This window comes from Marivirga lumbricoides, assembly GCF_014636295.1.
GTDB lineage: Bacteria > Bacteroidota > Bacteroidia > Cytophagales > Cyclobacteriaceae > Marivirga > Marivirga lumbricoides.
On the sequence record NZ_BMEC01000013.1, the window covers coordinates 123,462 to 143,453 of the forward strand.

Annotated in this window: 15 protein-coding genes; 7 read left to right on the top strand and 8 right to left on the bottom strand. The window is 36.8% G+C overall.

The features are described 5' to 3' along the window. The first annotated feature begins 51 nt into the window (after positions 1 to 51). The 3 genes from IEV85_RS19010 (at position 52) to IEV85_RS19020 (ending at position 2,855) form a co-directional block, all read left to right on the top strand. On the top strand, positions 52 to 672 hold the full coding sequence (locus tag IEV85_RS19010; RefSeq protein WP_188466459.1) for an RNA polymerase sigma factor: 621 nt from the start codon (positions 52 to 54) through the stop codon (positions 670 to 672). Next, on the top strand, positions 662 to 1,426 hold the full coding sequence (locus tag IEV85_RS19015) for an anti-sigma factor family protein (protein WP_188466461.1): 765 nt from the start codon (positions 662 to 664) through the stop codon (positions 1,424 to 1,426). The genes IEV85_RS19010 and IEV85_RS19015 overlap by 11 nt, the downstream gene beginning before the upstream one ends. Before the next feature lie 109 nt (positions 1,427 to 1,535). Beyond that, positions 1,536 to 2,855 (top strand): hypothetical protein, encoded by a 1,320-nt coding sequence (locus IEV85_RS19020; protein WP_188466463.1) that lies wholly within the window; start codon positions 1,536 to 1,538, stop codon positions 2,853 to 2,855. Between the two features lie 268 nt (positions 2,856 to 3,123). On the opposite strand, the gene IEV85_RS19025 is transcribed toward IEV85_RS19020, so the two are convergent. The 3 genes from IEV85_RS19025 to IEV85_RS19035 all read right to left on the bottom strand — a co-directional run bounded on the left by IEV85_RS19025 (position 3,124) and on the right by IEV85_RS19035 (position 11,434). After that, the gene (locus IEV85_RS19025) at positions 3,124 to 3,780 is read right to left on the bottom strand and encodes a hypothetical protein (protein ID WP_188466465.1); all 657 of its coding nucleotides are present in this window, start codon (positions 3,778 to 3,780) and stop codon (positions 3,124 to 3,126) included. Positions 3,781 to 3,822: 42 nt separating this feature from the next. Next, complete coding sequence (locus tag IEV85_RS19030; protein WP_188466467.1) at positions 3,823 to 7,848, bottom strand: PKD domain-containing protein; 4,026 nt, start codon at positions 7,846 to 7,848, stop codon at positions 3,823 to 3,825. Between the two features lie 136 nt (positions 7,849 to 7,984). Next, positions 7,985 to 11,434 (bottom strand): pyruvate carboxylase, encoded by a 3,450-nt coding sequence (locus IEV85_RS19035; protein WP_188466469.1) that lies wholly within the window; start codon positions 11,432 to 11,434, stop codon positions 7,985 to 7,987. Between the two features lie 161 nt (positions 11,435 to 11,595). On the opposite strand from IEV85_RS19035, the gene metG reads away from it, so the two are divergent. Beyond that, a complete protein-coding gene (gene metG, locus IEV85_RS19040; RefSeq protein WP_188466476.1) occupies positions 11,596 to 13,662 on the top strand; it encodes a methionine--tRNA ligase in 2,067 nt (688 codons plus the stop codon). Positions 13,663 to 13,727: 65 nt separating this feature from the next. Next, positions 13,728 to 14,384: a phosphoadenylyl-sulfate reductase gene (locus IEV85_RS19045; RefSeq protein ID WP_188466478.1), complete on the top strand. Its 657-nt coding sequence runs from the start codon at positions 13,728 to 13,730 to the stop codon at positions 14,382 to 14,384. Between the two features lie 136 nt (positions 14,385 to 14,520). Here the strand turns inward: IEV85_RS19045 and IEV85_RS19050 are convergent, their stop codons facing one another. The 4 genes from IEV85_RS19050 to IEV85_RS19065 all read right to left on the bottom strand — a co-directional run bounded on the left by IEV85_RS19050 (position 14,521) and on the right by IEV85_RS19065 (position 17,532). Further along, on the bottom strand, positions 14,521 to 16,050 hold the full coding sequence (locus IEV85_RS19050; protein ID WP_188466480.1) for a MauE/DoxX family redox-associated membrane protein: 1,530 nt from the start codon (positions 16,048 to 16,050) through the stop codon (positions 14,521 to 14,523). Continuing rightward, a complete protein-coding gene (locus IEV85_RS19055; protein ID WP_188466482.1) occupies positions 16,051 to 16,959 on the bottom strand; it encodes a hypothetical protein in 909 nt (302 codons plus the stop codon). A 52-nt stretch (positions 16,960 to 17,011) separates the two neighbouring features. Beyond that, on the bottom strand, positions 17,012 to 17,176 hold the full coding sequence (locus IEV85_RS19060) for a hypothetical protein (protein WP_188466484.1): 165 nt from the start codon (positions 17,174 to 17,176) through the stop codon (positions 17,012 to 17,014). Between the two features lie 77 nt (positions 17,177 to 17,253). Further along, complete coding sequence (locus IEV85_RS19065; RefSeq protein WP_188466486.1) at positions 17,254 to 17,532, bottom strand: response regulator transcription factor; 279 nt, start codon at positions 17,530 to 17,532, stop codon at positions 17,254 to 17,256. 167 nt (positions 17,533 to 17,699) lie between these two features. Here IEV85_RS19065 and IEV85_RS19070 point away from each other — a divergent pair, with 167 nt between their 5' ends. Both IEV85_RS19070 and IEV85_RS19075 read left to right on the top strand, forming a co-directional pair. Next, on the top strand, positions 17,700 to 18,629 hold the full coding sequence (locus IEV85_RS19070; RefSeq protein ID WP_188466488.1) for an NAD-dependent epimerase/dehydratase family protein: 930 nt from the start codon (positions 17,700 to 17,702) through the stop codon (positions 18,627 to 18,629). Positions 18,630 to 18,649: 20 nt separating this feature from the next. Next, a complete protein-coding gene (locus tag IEV85_RS19075) occupies positions 18,650 to 19,042 on the top strand; it encodes a hypothetical protein (protein WP_188466490.1) in 393 nt (130 codons plus the stop codon). Between the two features lies 1 nt (position 19,043). On the opposite strand, the gene IEV85_RS19080 is transcribed toward IEV85_RS19075, so the two are convergent. Next, positions 19,044 to 19,940 (bottom strand): flavin reductase family protein, encoded by an 897-nt coding sequence (locus IEV85_RS19080; RefSeq protein WP_188466492.1) that lies wholly within the window; start codon positions 19,938 to 19,940, stop codon positions 19,044 to 19,046. Between the last annotated feature and the right edge of the window lie 52 nt (positions 19,941 to 19,992).

Below are 19,992 nucleotides of genomic sequence, written 5' to 3' on the forward strand. Positions count from 1 at the left end.
AAAGCTGGCTGCATCCTCAATTCAAATAAGTGATATATTGAATTAGAGAAAATGTACGCTGTGCAACAGGAAATATCATCAAATTTAGTAGAAATGGCCCAAAGTGGGGATGGCCATGCACAAGGTAAGCTGGTACAGCAATGGTATCCAAGAATCTATAATTATGCTTATAAATACTTTGGGGATGGTGATTTAGCCAAAGAGGCTGCTCAGCAAACATTTATTGCCATGCATGCCAATATACTTAAGCTAAAGGACCGCGAAAAGTTTAAGCCATGGCTTTACACAATTGCCTCCAACATGTGCAGGCAAGAAAGTAGAAGAGGCAAACGCCAACGTTGGCTTAGTTTCGATCAGTTACTGCCTAAGAAAGAAGAGGATGGCAGCCCGAACTGGGAAATTTCAAGCCCACACTTTTCTAATCCCGAAAAAACTTATTTGCAGAATGAGTTGGGTGCTATAGTAAAAAAATGCATTCAAAAGCTAAGTACTGATCAGAGAGAAGTACTTATAATGAAAGAGTATGAAGGCTTAAAATTTAGAGAAATAGCCGAAATTTTGAAAATATCGGAAAACACGGTGAAGTCGAGACTTTACTATGCATTTTCTCACATGAAAAAATTATTAGACAAAGAAAATATTAATAAAAGTACTGTAGAATATGAAGACTGAAGATTGGAAAGAAAAACTGATGGATTATCTCTACGATGAGATGGATGAGCAGGAAAAAATTGCTTTTGAGTTGGAGTTAGCAAAAAATGCTACGCTAAGAGAGGAATTACAAAACCTGCAGGGTACAAGAAATATTGCCGGACGTTGGGAAGATGAAACAATTAGTGCCCCACCATTTTTTCAGGTGCACAAAAATGAAAGTAACAAAACCCAACCAGGTGGATTGAAGTGGTTTATGGCTATTGCCGCTTCCATATTGCTATTAATAGTAGCCGCAAAATTCAGTGAACTACAAATCAGCAATTCGGGTGGGGCTTTCAAAATAGCTTTTGGTAAAGAGATATCAAATGATAAAACGTTAGCGGCATCAGAAGTAGATTCTCTTATCTCCTCTGCCCTGGCAGGCTATGAAGAAAAGCTACAGAAGCAGCGGAAAGAAGATTTTCAAAGCTACTTAGCAGCCAGTAAAAATGATAATAGAAAAATTATTACAGATTATTTAACAGCACTTGAAACCAGTAATGCGGCTATGATGCAGGCTTACTGGAAAGAAAGCACACAACAACAGGAAGTTTATCTTAAAACTTTGCTTTCGGATTTTGCAGCTTACATGGAGCAACAAAGGGAAAATGACATGGATTATCTGATAGCCAAAATGGAGCTTATGGAATCCGACAAAGATCTTTTTAAGCTTGAGACAGGACAAATAATAAATTCTTTAGCGAATAACAATACTCAGGAAACAGCTTATTAAAAATGCCTGCCAGGTAATTTTGAGAGCTCGCAACAATTATCTGGTAAACCGCATCAGGATGAGATGCTATATGCAAAAGCCAAATTTTAAATTTTTAAATAAAACAAAAATGAAAAAATATATCGTTATTATATGTTTCTTAGTAGCTAGCTATAGCACTAAGGCGCAAGAGGTTAACTCTGAAAAAATGGAGAAAGACCTGAAAGTTGCCCAAACAGTTTTGAAAAGCTTAGTCAATAACAACCAGACCAATCATTGGAATAGTGGTAAAAGCAATAATGAAGCCCGTTATGTTGAAGGCTTTGGGGTAATTATCCCTCTACCTGCCAATAGCTCTTATGTTTACAATTTTTCTCCTGAGCTTCCTTCTATGCCTGATATTTCCGGGGTAGTGATACGCAGTTTGGAGGCAGTTGAAAACCTTGAGCTATTTATAGATGGGGATGATGATAAAAGAGAGGAAAACGCTTCAAAAAAAGCTATGAGTGAAGCTGAAAGAGCTGAAAGAGTCGTTGAACGTGCGGAAAGAGCCGTTGAACGTGCTGAAAGAGCTGCTGAAATGGAAGTGAGAAGAGCAGAAATACAGGCGCGCCAGAAAGAGCTGGAGGCAAGAGCACAAACCATAGTGGGACGTGCTAATTTCCAGGTTTTAAGGATGGATAGTCTGAATGAAGTAAATAATGAGTCCAAAATTGAAAATATTAAAAGCTTCCTGCTTGAATACGGCCATCTAATCAGCCAACTGAAAGATGATGAAAAAATTCTGGTAATGGAAAAAGCAGACAGAGCAAGGTTTTATTATGGTACAAATGGCATGGAAGACTTGAAAAGAGGCAAGCTTTCAGCAGAAATTACCATGAAAGATATCAGAGCATTTCAAAACGGCAAAATATCTCGTGAAGAAGCTGAAAGCCGCATCAAAATAAATAAGGGTGATGAAATAAAGCCACTTGCGAAAGACCTTGTACTGATGCAAAGTATCTTTAACAGACTTTATCAATCAGACTTATCTGAAACATATTACCTGGAATCAAAGATGCCGTATGAGCAAATTGATGGCTTAGGTGTAATCTTTTATATGGACGTGGTGTCGTCAATAGGTACAGGAAAAGATTTATGGAAAGTACCTACGCAGAAAAAAGAGAACTTAAGCCAGGCTGATCGTGACGCATTAATAAAAGATATGTATCCGAAATTTGAAGCAGGCTTAAAAGAAAACATTCTGGAATATGGACAAACCGTTTCAAGCCTGGCAAACGATGAGCAGTTGATCTTTAAAGTTTCCATTACAAAATGTACTGATTGTGGAATCCCGAAAACATTGGAGGTACAGGTAAGCGGGAAAACTCTGAAAGCTTTAAAGGCAGGTTCAATCACTGAAAAAGATGCATTAAATCAATTAACTGTCAAAAAAGGAGAGCTGCAGTAAGTGTATAAAAAATATCACACTAGCCAAAAGAGTGTGACTACAAATTTTGGAGGTAGGGATTAAGACTCGTTTCATCTGACCCTATCTCCAATTAAAACTAAGTAAGCTGTTATTCTTACCTAATTTCTGATAGTATTGTCCATTGATTTTCCCAGGGTAATCAAACAAAGTTATAAGTTCACCCTTGTTTGTAAGCTGCTTTAAAAGCGCTTCACTTAGTAAGGCTGCTTTTTAATTTTGCATCTGTATATTCTTGAAATTTTTAATACTACTTCATTTCCATTTCAAATTCTCCTTGCTGATTCGCTGGTTCGGCATCAAATGAATTATACCAATTACCTGAATAAGTTGCACTTGAACCTGTTATTGTAAGTGTTCCTCTAGTGGAATATTTATCTGAAGCTTCTTCATACTCATAATTAGCAATAATAGTATTATCATCTAAAGTCCAGGTACCATTGGCCACATCAGGACTGGATTCACTATTGGCTCTTACAACCAGGGAGCCCTCTTCATTAAACTGGAATTCAAAAAAGCCTGAATTATCATACGTTCCTGTGAAAACTCCTTGAAATTGATTGTTAAGTGTCATATTTATAACTGTCTGGCCAGCTGAATTAGTAGCCAGTACCTGAACATCATAAGTTCCTGGCATAAGTGTTTTTGCCCAACTTAAAACTCCTGTAGTAGTATTAATATCTAACCCCTCAATAGCGTTAGCCAATGAAAATGATCCCTGGTCCCCATTCCAATCAAAATTCGGTGCACCTGAATTGCCCTCTGTGAAAAATGAAATAGTAATGGTAGTGTCATCATAAGTTACCGTTGGCTTCTGAACCAAAGGCCCCTGATCCGAATCATCTTCTAAGCAGCTTGTGAGCATAACAGATAAAAGAATAAAAAAAGATAATTTAAGCGTTTTCATATATTTTTATTTATGGTTTATGGTTATTTAAAGTTTTTGAAGTTATTCCTCGTTTACAATAAAACTGAAGCTCTTATTGTTAGGGCCATCTACAGATTCAATTTCCATTATGTAATTACCTGAAGAAGGTAGTGTGATTACATCGCTGTTAAAGGTTCTTTTCCTGTAAAGCTCCTCTCCTTCTAAAGAATAAACTGCTATATATATTCTGGGAGGAAAGGTTTCAGGAACGTCATATGTAAAACTTACACTGATTTGGTTACTGGCAGGACTCGTTATAAGGTATGGATGAATCTGGTTAAAGGCATCTAAATCACGGGAAAGGGTACCTGTAACGATGGTGTTTAAATCAATAGGGATTTCCTCTCTCTTTGCAAGATAAAGCTCGTAAGCTCCTAAAGAAGTGCTTTCATGTGCCAAAGAAGCTTCTACCTCAAAAATAAGTTCACCTGAAAATGGCATAGCATAAGGGTAGGTTATTGATCTTGCTCCTCCATCGCCTAATGAAACATTTTTGAATGATGTCCTCTTATAGAACTCTCTCGATTCATCATACCTTAATAATTTTAGAGCGCTTCTTAAAGTATCAGAATTTGATAAGCCCACATTGTATCTTTCAAGACTATCTACATTAATGGAATAATACTTATGACGCCCCAGCACATCGATACTTCCCTCTAAAGTAGAAAAAGGTGGAGTAAAACTAATTGGCTGAGGAGCATCAATTGTAGTAAGACCTAGTGTAAATTCACCCTGGGACCTTTCTCTGTCTACACCATTTATTTCAATGACGTATGGCCCATCAGCCGGAAGTTCTACATAGCCTAGCTCTGGGTTATCCCTGGTGCTTTTAAGTCCGGTCATTTCACTATCAAAAACTGTTATTGTATTCCTTCCAGAAAATTCAGTGATTCGAGCCACATTAATCACCTGTCCCTGACTACCCGTAAATGTATAGTGCCTGAATTCATTTACTGCATCAAAAAATGTTGTCAGCTCGTCCTTAATTTGTGAGTTGATATCTATTGATTGTTTTACCGGTGTAAAAATGAATGCTTCGTAATTTCCTGTAAGGGACTCCAATTCGTTAGTTAACAAAACATAGGTTTCTATTTCAATTATATATTCGCCAGTTTCAGGAAGCGTTAGCGTGTAACTTAAGTCGGCCCATTCGCCACGGTATGTTTCAGATATGGCATTACGTTTATAAAATGGTTGTTCCCCTGGTCTTCGAATTCTTAATCTTCCAGTTAAGCCATCAATAGAATGAATGGCAAAGTTTTTCCTCTCCAGTTGATTACCCGTAAATTTATAATACTGCTTCTCGCCTATAATATTGAGAGTACCCTCTGTTAAAGTGTAAGGCACTTCAGGTGTTAATAGTTGTGGTTCTTCTATGCCGGAAAGCCCAATGGTAAATTCTCCATTAGAATCGGAATCTACTCCCTCAACCTGAATCAGGTAAACCCCTGAATGCTCAGCTACAATAACCCCTGAACTAATATAGCGTTCTCCCCTTTGCCTGTAAATACGTTTAGAGGAAGGATCAAATAGATTGAGGTATAATCTACCTGAAATATCAGTGGTAGCAAGTGCTAAATTAAACAGTTGGCCGCTATCTAAATTTACCGCCATTTGTTGAACCCCTCTTGCTACTGCCAAATTACTTTTGGCATTAGAGTTTAATTCTATTATTTGAGTTTTAGATAACGAAACTACATAAGCACCCGGTTCATTTGCTGTTCCGTCTACAATAATTTGGTAGTCCCCTGTTTTTTCAACCTCTAAAATTAACACAGCACTTAGCCCTGAGCCAAAGGTTCTCTTTTCGATTGGCAAATTATCAGGATCACGAATTTCTACAGTTCCTTCCAGGGTGGATCCGTTGGCTTGCCCTACTGAAAGCAACATTTTTTCTCCTACTTCCTGATTTACTGTAAAAGCATCAATTGAATTAGCTTCTTCAATGGCCGTTGTAAAAGTCGTGTCCGGAGCTATCTCCCCCGCTGGTTCCCCATAGCCAGCAACACGGTTCATTGTAATTATTACGGTAGTGGTAGTACCAGCGGCTCCACTTGCGGTTACACTCCCTTTAAAAATTCCATTTCCACCCGAGCCTGCAAATATTATAGGAACATCAGGAGGACAAGCTAGTGGTTGGCAACAGTTAGGTGTACTTGGATTTCCACGAGGACCCGTAGGCCCTTCAAGCTTTCCATTTATGAAACATGCTCCTCCATTAGGAATGTCCAAAGTAGGCAAACCTTCTTTATCTTCAATTTTGCATTCCGGAATGGCATACCAAGGTTCAGGAGCAATATCATGATTCCACCAACTGAAATGACTCACCTCTCCTCGTAGAACGAATCCTGTTGGAGATTCTCCACTTACAGTAACAGTACCTGTTCCATCCTGCACCCAGTTACCGGAGCTTTCATCATAAAACCACATAGGAAATTGCTCTCCGGCAGTCAGTGCCGTTCCATCTACATCATTCTCTACATAAATGGGTATATCAATGGTAGCCGTTTTACCAGCAGCTACCTGTAACTCTTCTCCATTTTGCATGAAAGTAAACTCTACAGTGCCGAATGTCATAATCAGCGGGGCTTCACCTTCAAAAGTAATTCCTGAGAATGTTCCCGGAAACGCTTCTAAAACTCCATCATCAGAAACATCCAGTGCTGTCATGTATATTTCAACATCACCTGTTACAATTGACCCATCAGAATGAACCAGGCCTTCTACTGGTAACTTTACCTGAACTCCCTCTGAACCAGTTGCAGTTGCGCCATACTCAACTGATTGAACGATAATTTCAGGTGCTCTTTCAATTAAACTGAGTTCAAAATATCCTTGCCTTGCAGTATTTAGAATTTGCAAATTATAGTACTCACTTATAAAACCTGTTTTTGAAATTTCCAACATCTGGGACTTACCGGATATGAAACCATCAAAAGCAACTTCTCCGATTTCGTTGGTTACAAAGGACGAATCCATATGAGGAACAAATACTCTTACATCCTGAAGAGGTTCTCCTTTTGTATCGGTAATAATTCCTCTTATGGCCACCGTGCCTGTGTTACTCTCCTCAGGTTTTATGATTAATTCTTTTGAAAGTGTTTCCCGTGCTCCATAGGCTCCGGTTACCGTTAGTGAAACCGAATATGTTCCTGCTTTGCTATAAATATGAGGAATTTGCATTTGCCCTCCTCTGGTACTATCACCAAAACTCCAGCTAAAGATTAACTCTTCATTATTAGCTCCTGATGAGGCTGAAGCATCAAACTTTACAATCTCACCTTCCTGCTCTTCATCTGGCATAATAATTTCAAAGCTTGCTGTAGGTTTAGGAGCTAAACTAAGTTCATATATTTTTGAAATATTAGCCTCTACGTCTGTATTTATTAATTCACTTAAAGTAATAAACTGACTTTTTTCTATCTCTACCCTGACAGTTCCGCTGATTGTATCTGACTGGGCATACCTCATGCCGGAGGCTTCCAGGTTAGCAGCTTTGCTTTCATCAAATGCTGAAGAATAATTGCTTCCAATATCAACAACTTCATATTGAAGTTTCATGGCTTGAGAAACCGAAAGTAAACCACCAAATTGAGGCGTTCCTGACTTGTTAAATTTAGCTTTGTACAGATAAGTTCCTGCTTCTATAAGTGTTCCTTCTCTTATTTCCTTTCCAGATAAGTTATAAAATTTTATGGCAGGGATGCTTTGATTTTGAGATCGATACTTAAAATAAACAGGGGGATTATTGATAGGATTAGGGTAGACACATGAAAGATAATAATCATTTTCAATAGCTCTGTCGGTAGCAGTGACGGAGCCCTCCTTTATGACCAGGTCTGTAACAAATTCTCCATTTTCACCTGTAAACCCGCTGTAAAGTAAATCCTCATTCTCACTAAAAATTTTCACTTTAGAAAGAGGCACTGCTTCTCCTTTTTCATCCAAAACAGTACCTTCCAGCAATTGCTGACTGTAGCTGTATAAAGCTGAAAATAGAAATATTATAAATAAAAAAGGCTTTAAGAGGTTCTTTATTGTTTTCATTTTTAAGGTCTTTTAGTTCTCTACCTCACTACACACCAAAAGCCATAAAAAAGGCTCAAAAAAATTATTTTATTTTAAAATAATCCTTCTGAGCCTTTTCAACTATAAAAATTACTAACTAATAAAGATGGTACTCCTATTCCAAACTCACCACCAAATCATCCTGAGCCACCATTTCTCCGGCACTAAGGTGCACTGCTTTTATAGTTCCTGCCCTTGGAGGAGTAATAGTTGATTCCATTTTCATGGCTTCAATTACGAAAAGTGGTGTGTTTTCTGTTACTTCATCACCTGGCTTTACTTTAATTTCAGCAATTCTACCTTGAAGAGGAGCCCCCACTTCATTTTCAGCACTTACCTTTTGATGAACTGCCTTATCAACTTTAGCAGAGTTATCTTTGATTTGGATCCTTCTTGTTTGTCCATTCAATTCAAAGGAAACCGTTCTCATTCCTTCATCATTTGGTGCAGAAATAAATAGCAAGCGAATTATAATGGTTTTTCCTTCGCCTATTTCTACCAGGAGCTCTTGCCCGTTTTTCATTCCGTAGAAAAATGCCAGCGTAGGAATGTACCAAACATCACCGTACTCCTGCATATGCTGGTAATACTCTTCATACACTTTTGGGTACAGCAAGTAAGACAAGAGGTCTAATTCGGTTCTATTCTTATCAAATTTCTTTTTAAAATCCTGAAACTCTTTCTCAAAATCAATAGGCTCAAGATGCGCATTGGGCTTATTAGTAAATGGTTTTTCTCCCTTTAATATAATTTCACTCAGCGCTTTAGGGAAACCTCCTACTGGTTGGCCTAATTCTCCTCTGAACAAGCTTACTACAGATTCAGGAAAGGAGAGAGATTTCCCTTTAGTAAGAATGTCTTCCGGTGTCAAATTATTGGAAGTCATATAAAGTGCCATGTCTCCTACTACTTTGGATGATGGTGTAACTTTCACCAAATCACCAAAAAGCTTATTCACAAGCGCATAATTCTTTTTGACTTCTTCAAACTTATGCCCCAAACCTAAAGCATTGGCTTGTGGTCTCAGGTTGGAGTATTGTCCTCCGGGGATTTCATGATCATAAACCTCTGCGGTACCAGCTTTTAAGCCAGACTCAAACGGATAATAAAATTCCCTTACATCTTCCCAGTAGTTGCTGTAGCTGTTTAAAGAATCAATATCCAGCTGTAGTTCACGCTCTTGTCCTTTCATGTAAGAAGCCACAGAGTTAAAATTAGGCTGAGAAGTTAAACCCGACATGCTCCCTAAAGCAACATCTACCACATCAACACCAGCTTCTATGGCCTGCATATAAGTGGCAGATTGAATGGATGAAGTATCGTGAGTGTGCAAATGAATAGGTAACTTAACTGAGGCCTTTAGGGCTGCCACCAGCTCTTTTGCTGCATAAGGTTTTAGCAAACCAGCCATATCCTTGATAGCAATGATGTGCGCTCCTTCACTTTCTAATTGTTTAGCAAAATCCACATAGTAATCCAACGTGTACTTCTTTTGGTTAGGATCAAGAATATCTCCTGTATAACAGATTGAAGCTTCTGCCAGGGAATTTGTCTTCTCTCGCACCGTTTTAATGCTCACTTTCATGGCCTCCAACCAATTCAATGAGTCAAAAATTCTGAAAACATCAATTCCTGTATCTGCCGCTTTTATAATGAACTCTTCAATTAAATTATCTGGATATGCTTTGTATCCCACAGCATTGGAACCTCTCAAAAGCATCTGCAAAAGAATATTAGGAATGGCCCTTCTGAATTTCGCCAGCCTGTCCCATGGGTCCTCTCGTAAAAAGCGCATACAAACATCAAAAGTGGCCCCACCCCATACTTCCATGGAAAAAATCTGAGGGTTGTTTTTCGCATAGCCTTCAGCCACTTTTAACATATCAATCGTTCGCATACGGGTGGCTAATAAAGACTGATGGGCGTCTCTGAAAGTAGTATCAGTATATTGGATAGCTTTCTCATCCTTCAGCCACTGAGAAAAACCTTCCGGTCCTAATTCCACTAATTTATTTTTGGTGCCTTTCGGATAAGGCTCGTACTTGTCGTAATCAGGTATTTTTGGCGCTCTGAAAACTTTAGCTTCATCTTTGGATTTTGCATCCGGATGCCCATTTACAGTCACATCCGCAAGGAATCGTAAAGTTTTGGTACCTCGATCAAATTTTTTGGTGATCTCAAAAAGATCTGGGTTTTCATCGATGAATTTAACCGTGCACTCACCACTGTAAAAGGTAGGATGTGAAATTACATTCTCCAGGAAACCAATATTAGTCTTCACCCCTCTAATTCTGAATTCCCTTAAAGCACGGTGCAATCTTTGTGCTGTTCCTTTTAAAGTTCTCCCTGATGCTGAGATTTTTACCAGCATAGAATCAAAGAAGGGAGAAATCGTCACTCCCGGGTAAGAGCTGCCTTCATCAATTCGGATTCCGAAGCCTCCTGCATTTCTATAGGCGATAATTGTCCCATAATCAGGCTTGAAGCCCTTTTCAGGATCTTCCGTGGTGATACGGCATTGGATGGCAAAACCATTACACTGAATATCAGCCTGATCTTTAATGAAAATGCGTGGATCATGTAATGGATGACCTTTGGCTATTAAAATTTGTGAACGCACAATATCAATGCCCGTTATTTCCTCCGTAATTGTATGCTCTACCTGAATTCTTGGATTTACCTCAATAAAGAAAACATTTTCCTGCTTGTCCACCAGAAACTCTACCGTTCCTACATTATTATAATTCACCTCACGGGTTATGGCTAATGCATAAGCATAAATTTTGTCTTTCGTTTCCTGTGAAAGTGTAACGCAGGGAGCAATTTCCACCACCTTCTGAAACCTACGCTGTACAGAGCAATCCCTTTCATATAAGTGGACAATATTACCGTAATTATCGCCCATGATCTGCACTTCAATATGCTTAGGCTCTTCTATATATTTTTCCAGAAAGATGGTATCATCGCCAAAAGCATTCCCCGCTTCATTTTTCGCTTCCGAGAATGACTTCTTCAGGTCCTCATCATTCCTTACCACCCGCATGCCTCTTCCACCACCACCTGCAGCAGCTTTTACCATAATCGGATAGCCGATTCTGTTGGCTTCTGAAAGTGCTGCTTCAGTATCAACTAAGTCTGTTTGGCTATCCTGTATAATGGGTACATTGGCCTTAATAGCAATATTTTTAGCCCTTACCTTATCTCCTAAAGATTGCATCACTTCAGGTTCAGGACCAATAAAAATGATTCCTTCTTCTTTACACCTTTTCGCCAAATTCACATTTTCAGACAAAAACCCATAACCGGGATGAATGGCATCTACCCCTTTATGTTTAGCTAGACTGATAATTTCTTCTATGTCCAGATAAGGCTTCAGTGGGTCATCATCCTTTCCTATTTGATAAGCCTCATCAGCCTTATAACGGTGGAGAGAATACCTGTCTTCAAAAGTATAAACCGCCACAGTTCTAATTCTTAACTCAGAAGCAGCACGCAAAATACGGATGGCTATTTCTCCTCTGTTGGCAACTAAAATTTTATCTATCTCAAATAGTTCGGTTTGCATAGTTTGTTAATGGTAAGTAAAAAATGTTTTAAACGGGTTGTTTTAAAATCAGCATTAATATAGAAAGGACTTGTTGAAATGAGAAAAGTTTAGCGTTATAATATGAAAAATCATTATTCAAGGCATTTTTATCTTCCTATATTTGCGACAAATATTGAAACATGACTTTAAAGAATTCCAGATATACCATTACGGCAGCTTTACCTTACGCTAATGGTCCTTTACATATTGGCCATATTGCAGGTGCTTATTTGCCTGCTGATATTTTTGTACGTTACCTTCGTTTAAGAGGAAAAGATGTGGCTTTTATGTGCGGAAGCGATGAGCATGGTGCTGCTATTACCATCAGAGCTAAAAAGGAAGGCATTACTCCTCAGGAAATTATTGATAAGTACCACGAACTTAACAAGACTACTTTTGAAAAATTTGGTATTGGTTTCGATATGTACCATAGGACTTCTGCTCCTATTCACCACGAATTGTCTCAAGAGTTTTTTACTGATTTGTACAATAAAGGTGAGTTTGTAGAGCAGGAAAGTGAGCAATATTATGATGAAGAATTTAACCAGTTTCTGGCTGACAGATATATCACTGGTACCTGCCCTAAATGTGGCCATGATGGCGCCTATGGAGATCAGTGTGAAAAATGTGGAAGTTCGTTAAATGCAACAGACCTTATTAATCCAATCTCCACCTTAAGTGGAAAAAAACCTGTTTTACGCACTACAAAACACTGGTTTTTACCTTTGGACAAATACCAGGAATGGCTGGAAAAATGGTTAGTAGAAGGCAAAAAAGGTCAATGGAAACCTAATGTCTATGGCCAGTGCAGTTCCTGGTTAAAAGCAGGATTGCAGCCACGGGCCATGACGAGGGATTTGGACTGGGGCGTAGATGTTCCTTTAAAAGAAGCGGAAGGCAAAAAACTGTATGTATGGTTGGATGCCCCAATCGGCTATATTTCAGCCACCAAGCAGTGGGCACTGGATACAGGCAAAAACTGGGAAGACTATTGGAAAAAACAAGACAACCCTGAAGATGATTCTACCTTAATTCACTTTATAGGAAAAGATAATATCGTTTTTCATTGTATTATTTTCCCTGCCATTTTACATGCGCATGGTGGATATATTCTTCCTGACAATGTGCCAGCCAATGAATTCTTAAACCTTGAAGGTGATAAGCTTTCTACCAGCAGAAATTGGGCGGTATGGTTACATGAGTATTTGCAGGATTTTCCAGGCAAAGAAGATGTTTTACGCTATGCTTTGGCTGCAACTTTACCTGAAACTAAAGACAGTGAATTTACCTGGAAAGATTTTCAGGCCAGAAATAACAGCGAGTTGGTGGCTATTTTTGGTAATTTCATTAATCGGGCTCTTGTTTTAACTCATAAATACTATGAAGGTGAAGTTCCGCAAAGGGGTGAGTTATTTGATTATGACGAAGAGGTTATAAAACAACTTGGCACTTATCCTGATTTAATTGAGGAGAAAATTGCCAGCTATAAGTTTAGGGAAGCCTTGGCACATATGATGGAATTTGCCCGTTTGGGTAATAAGTATTTGGCAGATACTGAGCCATGGAAATTACAAAAAGAAAATCCGGAGAGGGTAAAAACCATCATGAACCTGGCATTACAGATTGCCGCAAACCTAAGTATAGTTTGTGAGCCTTTCCTTCCTTTTACAGCCGATAAGTTGAGAGGAATGCTAAACATTAAAGCTTACGAATGGGATAAAGCAGGAAGTATAGATCTTTTGGAAGCCGGACATCAACTTAATAAAGCAGAATTATTATTTGAAAAAATAGAAGACGAAACAGTGGAGGAACAAATAAAAAAACTAGAGGATGCTAAAAAATCAAATGCATCAGAAAAGCCTAAAGTAGCACCTAAAAAAGAAGAAATCCAATTCGATGATTTCATGAAAATGGACATGAGAATCGGAACAGTTGTAGAAGCTGAAAAGGTGAAGAAATCTAATAAATTGTTAAAATTGACAATAGATACAGGATTGGATAAACGTACCATTTTAAGTGGAATAGCCAAGCATTTTAGCGCAGAAGAAATGGTGGGTAAGCAAGTTACAGTACTTGTGAATTTGGCTCCAAGACCTATGATGGGTGAAGTATCTGAAGGCATGGTATTAATGGCTGAGGATTCAGAAGGAAATTTACAATTGCTACAGCCGGGAAATAAAGTAAACCCTGGAAGTACAGTTTCGTAAATGGATGGAATTATATTAAGATATGAGTAGTGCGTAATGAGATTACTTCTCAATGCTAAATCGATATGACATTTCAAGAACTCGAAAATAAAATCAATCACTATCAGAAAGAGGGAATCAAATATTTCACTACCTCCTCTTTTCAATCACACAGCCTGGTGCTTTTGCATATGCTAAGCAGGGTTGATAAAAACATTCCTGTATATTTTATCAATACTGGCTATCATTTTCCGGAAACCGTGGCTTTTAGGGATCAGATAATGGCTGAGTTTGGTTTGACTAACCTTGTGGATTTAAAGCCTATCACTCCTAAAAACATGCAACGTGGTGCTGATGGCAAAATGTACTTCACTTCGGATCCGGATTATTGCTGTTATCTTAACAAAACCCAGCCCATGGATACAGTTTTAATGAAGCATGATGTCTGGATCAATGGAGTGCGAGCCGATCAAAGTAAAACACGCTCTGCCATGAAGGTAGAACAAGCTGCTCCTCATGGCACTACGCGCCTCCACCCTATGCTGGACTGGAATTCCAAAATGGTGCATGATTACCGAAAGGAATATCAGCTTCCTGACCATCCTCTGGAGGCAAAAGGTTATTTCAGTATTGGCTGTGAGCCCTGCACGCGTAAATTTGACCTGGATATGCAGGAAAGAGAATCGCGTTGGTACGGCATGAATAAGACCGAGTGCGGATTACATACCGATTTGGTGAAATAAGTATAACCACTAATACTTTATATTAACAACTCCTACGGAAACTAAAATTAACTCAAAAGCTTTATACATGCATATATTGACTTTTTTATTAAAATTATAAATGGAATAGAATTCATATGGCCATAATTGATTCATACTATTTCAAAGCGTAAATATGTAAAACTTCATAATTTCTTTCAGATGAAAGAAAAGGATTAGGCCGGAAATATAAGTTATTATTTTCGTCAACTTTAACAAAATCGCCCATCTCCGTTACATCCTGTTGAAATTGTAATATTCCACTATGATCCATTACCACTAAATACTTTTTATTATTATTTACCAAAAACTCTTCAAACCCATTTTGACGTGACTGGTTATTTGGAAACTCAGCCTTTAATTCATCCTCTGATACACCTAAACTATAAACTAAATATATAAAACCCTGATTAACAGATAAAGCTTCGATAACACTATTTTCATATAAATAATCATAACTTTTTGGTTTTTGATTATAATCTGTACCTAATGGAGGTTTTCTTTCTAAATATGATAAATCAATATAGTCTATTTCAGTTGGTGTTTTTAGACTTAGCTTGAAAATTTTGCTATCTAATTCATAGGTAAAGTATAAGGTATCTTCGTAAAAATCAGAAAAGGTAGTAAACTGAAAATCAAAATACTCCTCATCATTTAAATAGATACTTTCAGTTGGAAAACCAATTAAAGGCAATGTAACACCTTCCTTAAGATTAATTTTAAAGTAATGATAGTGATTTTCGTAATAAGCTTTTTGGGTTCTTTCTCCCTCCAAATAACTAAGGTTCGCTATTATAGTTCCCTCTTCAATAATATGAAGATTATTATTATCAACTTTAGAAACAAATAAAAACTGTATAGAATCCAATTTGTGAGAGTTAAGCATTTCACCCTTAAAATCATAAGAATTTAAAACGCCAACACCTAATGCATAAATTACAGAATCGAAAATAGATGCATTGATTAAGATTTCTCCAAAACTTTTAGGCCCCTCTACAGGTAAATGAAATGAGACCTGTCTATTACCTTTGAAATCATATACCTTAAATTTTCTTTCACTATAATCCCAATACAGTAAAAGTTCATCAGTACTATTTGCAAAATGAAAATTTGAAATTTCCTTTATTTGAATAGAATCTACTAAATATAATTTTCTTACATTTTTGTCATTTATTTTATTTCCCTTTTTGGAAGTGCAAGAGTAAAATAAAATAAAAAATATAATAAAACTCTTAATATTAACTTTAATTTTAAATAATACAATCATTCCTATACCTAAAATTATACCGTTCAATAAAATATGCTGCTCAATAGATAAAAACTCAAATACCCCTGCACAAGAGCATGGTCTAGATTGACTTAATCTTAGTAATAAGATTAAATATATTGTGTAATTTAACATTAAAAATACTGAAAGGATAACGCCTGTATCTCTATACTTTGGAATTAATATAAGAAGAAGTATAATTATTAATGCGATTGGATTAATTAGACTAATTTCCTCAATATAGGATTGAGAAAGTATTGATGATTGATATAATGAGTTGATAAATTCATCCTTCCTGAGCATTTGTTTAAATATCGCTACTAGAAAAAGAAAAGAAATCAACAAAGTATACACATTCTTAACTGTAGCTGCCCTCTTCATTTACTTAGATTTACCTATTACTATGTTTTTATTAAATGTGATATAAAATAAGCTATCATTTTCCATGGCAAAAAAAGTAGCCATATAGCCAAGAGTATCTCTTTTTACTTTTAAACTATATAAATATTTTCCATTATTTTTGAGATCATAAACATCAAATGCCTTGTGATTTACATCATCCCTTATATTTGATAAGACAACAAGTTTATCTTGATATATTGAAGCAGATGAATTTATAACCATGGAACTTGCAGCACGCCTTCTGTACCTACTAGATACAATTACCTTGGGTACACCTGAATTATCGATGGTATTGAATCTAAATTTAAAATCGCCTTTCATATCAAATATAAAAACTAGACTTCCAAACATAGAAATGTAAGCAAAGTAATCTTCAGAAGCACAATAAAAACCTTCTAGCGCATAATCCGAATTCTGAATAATAGTATCCGTTTTTTTATTCAATAATCTATTATTCTTATCCAAGAAATAAAAGCTTTCATTTGCTAAATCATCATAAGGAGCTCCTCGTAAATGAAAAGTATTATTTAAAAAAATAATTGAACTGATATTCATATTTAGAGAAGTATCCGGAACTTTAATTAGTAAGCTTCTATTTAAATCGAACTCATTTAGTTCTGTTAATTTTGATTTATTTAAAAATTGAATTGAATCATTCACTTTTAGCTCTATTAAGTTACTTTCTTTATTAAAAAGAACTTTTTGGATAATAGATTTATATTTATTTGAATTATTTTCATCATAAACTATATCAGATATAAATACACGTTTAAGATTTGGGTTAACCTGATTATTATTATTTTGACTCCCCTCAAGGACGAAAGTGAAAACTGCAACAATCGTTAATATAACTAATGAAGCTACAATAGTATTCTTTGAAAATTTCATATCAAAAATCTAAAAAAAGGCGCAGATTAACTACGCCTTTAATATTACTAACTCATTCAGTAATTTCAATCGATCTGGTCATATAGTAGGTAGAGCCTTCTTTAGTACAGCATTTGGTTTCCCCTCCACCACATTCAGTAACACCACAAGCTAAAGCAACTGAGTAGCTACCTAATGCTAAAACACTACCAATTAAGAAAATTTTAATTTTTTTCATGATTTTACATTTTTAAAGTTAAAACATATTAAGTGTGATCACATCAGTAAATTTAGTATGAGAAGTTCTGAAATCTCTCACCCCTTGGGGGGAGATTGGGGGGAGTTTCCATATATACGGATTGACTCTTCGGCTAGTAAAGTCATAATGAATTTCCTAAACTCCAATTTCCCTTTCAACCCTAGCTTATTAATAATATTTTTGCGATGTGTTTTCACTGTCTCTATACCAATAAAAAGTTTATCACTAATTTCCTGGCAACTTCTTCCCTTTTTCACTTCTTTTAATATTTCCAGTTCTCTAAAAGTCAGTTGGCTTAAAACATAATTATTTTTCGAGGAGGATTCAGGGGACATAATTATAAGGTTTTGATTAACAGTTAACTAACATATTAATTTTTATCGATATATCAAAACTGTTCATAATTTTTCCGAAGAGAATAAAACTAAACTCTTAGCATCTTTCATTACAGTTTTGCTTAACTTACTTTTGCTGAATAATAGAATTAGCGGAAACTTTAGGAATGAAAAATATATTAATTACAGGTGGTGCAGGCTATATTGGTTCAGCATTGGTTTCAAGCCTTTTGCCAATAGAAGAAGTAAGTAAAATTGTTATTTACGATAACCTCAGCAGAGATAACTACCACTTCTTTTTAGGCCATAAACTTCCCAATGCAGAAAAAATAAAATTTGTGAATGGTGAATTGCTCGATACAAGAAAGTTGGGGAAAGCTTTAAAAGGTATTGATACAGTGATTCATTTGGCAGCCAAAGTGACTACACCGTTTGCCGATGCAGACCCTCATTACTTTGAACAGGTAAACCATTGGGGAACAGCAGAATTGGTTTATGCAGTAGAAGAATCTGATGTTAAAAAATTTATTTATTCCAGTAGCGTATCTGTATATGGCGCTTCTACTCAATTGATTGAAGAAGGACAGCCAGTTAATCCACGGACTATTTATGGCATCTCTAAAATGCGAGGGGAAGAACACGTGGCCAGGCTTTTGGAGAAAATGAATACACAAATTTTGCGTTTAGGAAATGTGTATGGCTACGCTCATGCTGTTCGATTCGATGCTGTAATCAATAGATTCATGTTCGATGCCAACTATAATGGTAGAATTGCCATTAATGGAGATGGAAAACAGCACAGACCTTTTATTTCTATAGATAGGCTAAGCAATATTTTGCAACAAGTAACCCTCTCTGAAAAAGTACCTTCCGGCTATTATAATGTGGTAGATAATAACTTACAAGTATTGGATGTGGTAGATGTTTTGAAAGAATTGTATCCTGAAATGGAATTTACTTTCATCAATCAGCATTTGAAGCTTAGGGAATTGCTGGTAGATAGAAAAACAGCGTTAATGGATTATATTAACTATCCAAATGGAGAAAATTCTTTAAAAGCAGATTTAGCCAAGTTCAAAGAACATTTGAGGTTTTAGATCCACAACTTTAGTAAGGTATGAAAAAATATTTCCTGATTGGCGTCTTTCTTATCATAGCACTCATGATTTATAGCATGTTCTCAGAAAAGAACATCCATGATTTAGAAGGTGGTTTTAAAGAGGTAGCCTATACCAGAAATGAGAATAATACTGGTCCGGTGGTAAGGATTTACGCATTTACTGTCGAAGACACACTTTGGAATAACATTTCACAACATGCCGAACTACTTCCACACACTAAATATGGTACAACAGAAGCTTACTATTTTTTAGCAAAGGGTAAATATCCCAGCGAAATTAGCTTGAATGAAAAAAGGTTTGATCCTCAATTTAAAAAGTATTGTATCGCAAAATCGGTTACAGACGGACAGGGAAGAACTACGTTAAACCGCTTCCCGTTCCGTGAATAATCTAGAGTGAAGCTAACAAAACCTTCCAGGCTTTCTCCACTTTACCTTCTTCCAGCAGTTCGTGTGCATATACATGAAGAAGTTCTTCAATTTTACCCGGCTGTCCTGAATTTTGTGTAATTAACTTTTGCACAACAGGGTCTTTAACCATTTTTTCAACCTCCTCATGCTCTGGAAGTTTTTCCACATTACCCAGTTTCCCTAAATCGTTACCAGTAAGTACATGACTAAGTCTGATGCTATCAGGAATTGCATCAACACCTACTCCCAACTTGCTCAGGGGTTTTTCTACTTCGAACAAGCCTTGCTTGGAGCGAGAGTACCAATTACCCCCCATTCTTCCGATAGGATCAAGCTTTACAGGATCAATTTTCCCATTATCATCTAGTATATTTTCATCCAGATGGATATAAACCACCTCGCAGATAATGAGGTTCCCGGCCCCTCCTTCTGTTCCAGTTTCAATAATTTGCTTTACCCTACACTCAAATGCTACGGGAGATTCAGCCACACGAGGCGGTTTCACTTTCTCTGATTTAGCTTCAGTGAAACCCGCTTTTATAAATTCATTCACCCCTTTCTGATACTCCGTAGAAGCTAATGACATCTGTTCTACCATCGGGTAATTAGCAATATTGACCACCACTTCATCCACTTCTTTCAGGTTTTCATAGCTATGTTTTGTAGTATTATCTCTGCCTCTTCTGGCAGGAGAAAAAATAAGGATAGGGGGATTGGCCCCAAAAACATTAAAAAAACTAAAAGGACTTAGGTTTACATTTCCTGCTTTATCGGTAGTGCTGGCAAAAGCAATAGGCCGCGGGGTAACTGCCCCTAATAAGATGCCGTGTAATTCCGGTGTTTTTAAAGATTGTGGATCTATCTTTTTAAATGTCATATAATAAGCTTTTCTTAAGAATACGAAATTATCAATTTAGCTGTTGGATAAA